Annotated in this window: 4 protein-coding genes and 1 pseudogene; 2 read left to right on the plus strand and 3 right to left on the minus strand. The window is 41.9% G+C overall.

Annotated features, from left to right (window positions below):
• Positions 1 to 204 (minus strand): annotated as a pseudogene (locus AC3LHT_RS09505) (TrpB-like pyridoxal phosphate-dependent enzyme); the annotation flags it as partial.
• 328 nt (positions 205 to 532) lie between these two features.
• Here AC3LHT_RS09505 and AC3LHT_RS09510 point away from each other — a divergent pair.
• Both AC3LHT_RS09510 and AC3LHT_RS09515 read left to right on the plus strand, forming a co-directional pair.
• A complete protein-coding gene (locus AC3LHT_RS09510; protein ID WP_488662719.1) occupies positions 533 to 1150 on the plus strand; it encodes a biotin transporter BioY in 618 nt (205 codons plus the stop codon).
• Positions 1151 to 1202: 52 nt separating this feature from the next.
• A complete protein-coding gene (locus tag AC3LHT_RS09515; protein WP_290668170.1) occupies positions 1203 to 2114 on the plus strand; it encodes a carbohydrate kinase family protein in 912 nt (303 codons plus the stop codon).
• On the opposite strand, the gene tsaA is transcribed toward AC3LHT_RS09515, so the two are convergent.
• The gene (gene tsaA / locus AC3LHT_RS09520; RefSeq protein WP_290647249.1) at positions 2104 to 2511 is read right to left on the minus strand and encodes a tRNA (N6-threonylcarbamoyladenosine(37)-N6)-methyltransferase TrmO; all 408 of its coding nucleotides are present in this window, start codon (positions 2509 to 2511) and stop codon (positions 2104 to 2106) included. The two genes, AC3LHT_RS09515 and tsaA, sit on opposite strands and share 11 nt — an antisense overlap.
• 19 nt (positions 2512 to 2530) lie before the next feature.
• Positions 2531 to 3544 (minus strand): 4Fe-4S dicluster domain-containing protein, encoded by a 1014-nt coding sequence (locus tag AC3LHT_RS09525; RefSeq protein WP_488662720.1) that lies wholly within the window; start codon positions 3542 to 3544, stop codon positions 2531 to 2533.
• Positions 3545 to 3806: the final 262 nt, after the last annotated feature.

The raw sequence follows: 3806 nt of genomic DNA on the forward strand, positions 1-3806 counted from the left end.
GGGAATTTTAACGTGTCTCTGGGTTGTAACTTCCTGCTCAATAATCGAAGGGCAAAAAATTGCCGAAAGTGCCTCTGGAGTTATAACCTCTTTTGTTTGTGGGTTTAAGGGCGGATCAAGCACAAATGGAAGGTCTGCCTTTACGTTATACCACTCGCTTATCATTTCTTCCTTTGGCATAGTAACAATAATTCTTTCCTTCATTTCCTCACCTCCAAAAAATAAGGGACCCTCAAAATGAGAGCCCCTTTATGATAGTTCTTATGGCATAGCAGAACTACCCGCCAAAGGGGCTTTTCTGCCACCACCAGAACATATTCAATTTTGTTTCAATGTAAACCAGCATTTTGCTCACCTCTGATTAGCCTTGGTTTATACTATCAAATTGCGATTCACAAAGTCAACCAAAATTAAGAGGCAAAAAAACAGCCTTTACTGGCTTCAATCTTATTGATACAATATTGCCCTCAAAAAGGGAAAGGGCAAATGGTATATTTAAGTTGAATTTACTTAGCTTTGGAGGTGTCTTTTCATGATGACCAGCATTGCAGAACGCTATTTCACACTGAGAAAAAAGTTGTTTGAATGGCCAAGAGCCCAGCCACTATTAAACAAACTCGCCCTTTCTTTTGCTGTGGCTGCACTCACAGGTGTATTAGCTCAGATTAAGTTCTATCTTCCCGGAACACCTGTTCCCGTTACAGGGCAAACCTTTGCCGTGTTAATTTCCGGAGTTGCCCTTGGAGCCTGGTGGGGAGGTGTTAGCCAGCTTTTCTATATCGTTCTGGGTATTGCTGGAGTTCCATGGTTTGCTGGCCTTAATAGTGGAGTAGCCGCTTTGTTTGGCCCAACTGGAGGTTATTTAGTTGGCTTTGTCGTCGCTTCTCTTTTTGTTGGAAGATACATAGATACCCATCCAAAGGCAAGGAACTTTTTCCCTGCTGTAGTTGTAATGTTTGCCGCTAGTGCTATCGTTTATGCCACTGGATTAGTCAATCTCTGGTTGTGGTTTGGTTTGTTCAACAAGCAGTCCATATCGTTTGCACAGCTTTTGCAAATGGGCGTGCTGCCTTTCATTCCCGGAGATTTGTTTAAGATTGCTCTTGCTGCTTTCACAATAAAAGCATTAACACCAAAGGAGTATGAATAAGAGGAGCTTAGCTCCTCTTATTATTATTTTGAAAAGTATGTGAGGGATTATCATGAAGCAAGGATTTGAAGTTGTTGTCATTGGAGCAGTTGGAATTGACACCAATGTATATATTAGTGCTAATTCAGTAGATTTTGTGCTGGAAGCCAGTTTCACAGAGAACCTCGATTATATTGGCATGGCCGGAGGGTATTCCAGCAAGGGTTTTGCAAGGCTCGGTAAAAAAACAGCATTTATCGGGTTTATTGGCGATGATTATATGGGAAGGCATATTGCTTGTGAACTTCAAGCTGATGGAATTGACACAAAAGGTGTTTTTCTTGATTCGATGGGGACAAAAAGAAGCGTGAATTTGATTTTCAGCGATGGAACAAGAAAAACCTTTTACGACGGCAAAGGTTCAATGCAGCTTAAGCCTGATTTAGAAATCTGCCGCAGAATTCTTTCTGGGAGTAAATTTGCCCACTTCAATATCGTGAACTGGTCAAGGTACTTGCTGCCTATTGCAAGGGAAGAGGGTTTAATAATCTCTGTAGATCTTCAGGATATTGTAGATATTGACGATACTTACCGAAGTGATTACGTAGAATTTGCAGATGTCCTGTTCTTTTCCTGTGTTAATTTTGATGATCCCACCCCCTTTGTTAAGGCATTTCTTAAAAAAAAGAAAGATCGGATAGTGATTTCCGGCATGGGAAAGAGAGGCTGCGCTGTTGGGACAAAAGATGGAATAACCTTTTTCCCGGCTGTAGAGCTGCAAGATCCTGTGATTGATACCACAGGGGCTGGAGATAGCCTTGCGGTCGGCTTTTTGTCCAGTTATCTAATAGATAGTTATTCGCTTGAAGATTCTATATTAAGAGGCCAAATAGCAGCCCGTTATTGTTGCACAAAAAAGGCTTCGTCTTCTGAGCTAATAACCGCAGAAGAGCTGGATAGGCTTTACAGAAGTTTCAGGGCTTAGAATCCAGGGAAGGGATATAAGGCTTTATGTCCAATACCGGGGTACCGTTAATGGCGTCCATACACTTAACTATAAGTGAATTCCCTTCTCTTCTTATCAGTTTTGCTACGCTAAAGGCAATGGGATTTGGGTGGTTAGGGGAACGAGTGGCGAAAACTCCCCGCTTTTCGTTGCTTCCATGAGGAAAGATTTTCAATCCCTTGAACTGCGACTGATGAAAATGGCAAAGGACGATCAGATAATCGTATTGTTCTATACCATCAAGGCCTTCTGAAAAATCCTGAAAAACCTCGATCACAAATTCATGTTTTTCGTTAAGAACGCCCTGTCTAGGTGCCTGCGATTTTTCAACATATGGTGAATGAACTATCCCGATGGGTTTGTATTGAATGTTCATTTAATACATCACCTTATTTTCACTTTTCCCTAAGTTTTTCCAGAAGCAAAAAAGGATTGGCTTGATATTCTTCCTCTTTTAGTTCAGTGAGTTCAATGCTTTTTCCAAAAGGGCAGCTTTTCATACAAATCCCGCAGTCAGTGCCTACCTTTCGCCAGAATCCATAGCACTTTTCCTGATTGACTTGCCATTTGAGGATGCCATCGATTTCCTGGCGAGGGCCTTCTGGTATAGCCCTTCCGGGGCAGATGGAGGCGCAAAGCCCACAAATCTCGCAGAACTTTTCAATCTGTATATCAAGCTTCTGGTCTGGAACAAGAGGCATATCTGTTGTAACAACGCCTATTCTCACAGAAGTACCATATTTAGGCGTTATGAGAAGTCCATGGCGCCCAATAACGCCTATACCAGCATCTCTGGCCACCAGAGGTGCTATGACAAGGTAATTTCCGTCCATATGCACTCTGGCATCATAACCGAGTTCACGGATGAAATATGCCAGCTGTATGCCCAAAACCGCGGCTTCTACATATGCCCTTGAGCTTTCTATTATTTCTGGCAATAGCGGTGCCTTGTCAACCCCTTCCCTTTTCATTTCTACGGTGAATGCTATACCAAATGGGAGCAGATCTGTTACCTTTTCACCATAATGTTCTGCCAACCTACCTCTGTGGCTGTAGTAGTGGTATTCTTGCATTTTGGCAATTCCTGCATGCTTTGCCCCATAATAAAGTACAAGTTTTTTTAGTCTTTCGCTGATATTTTCTGCTTCTATGGGTGTTTTGTTCTCGTTTTTCTCGCCTTCAGCAAACTGTCTTATGTCAGCTAGGAACTTGAAGTTAGCATTTGGGATTTTTGCATCTATGGGGTCATATGTCGGAGTTTCTGGTGAGCAGAGTTCAGGCATGTCTCGTAGCTCATCGTCAATAGCCTTTTTTTCAGGGTTTCTTGCGTAATAGTCTTCATAGGCTTTTGAACTCCTTTTGTAGACCATTCTGGCGAACATGGTATCTCTCTCGTCATAACGTTTCAAAAAACCACCACACTTTCAAAATTATCTCCCAATAGATGATGAGCAAATAATCCTGAATTTTGTTATACAGATAATACCTCATCTTTCATTGATTTCCAAAAAAATTATTGAGGTGATATCAGTGAATTGAACAATACCGCAATGTTATTTATTATAAGCGGCCTCTTCCCTAACCTTTTTGGCGCGCTTCTCCCATGCTCCCGAGAGAAATCTGAGAACCTTCAAAGCCATTCTATAAGCCATATCTGCCATCATACCTGTC

The sequence above is a fragment of the Kosmotoga sp. genome (assembly GCF_982836095.1).

Coding starts and splice junctions, on each gene's coding strand:
- tsaA (WP_290647249.1), bottom strand. CDS start 2,511: ATGAACATTCAATACAAACCCATCGGGATAGTTCATTCACCATATGTT.
- AC3LHT_RS09515 (WP_290668170.1), top strand. CDS start 1,203: ATGAAGCAAGGATTTGAAGTTGTTGTCATTGGAGCAGTTGGAATTGAC.
- AC3LHT_RS09510 (WP_488662719.1), top strand. CDS start 533: ATGATGACCAGCATTGCAGAACGCTATTTCACACTGAGAAAAAAGTTG.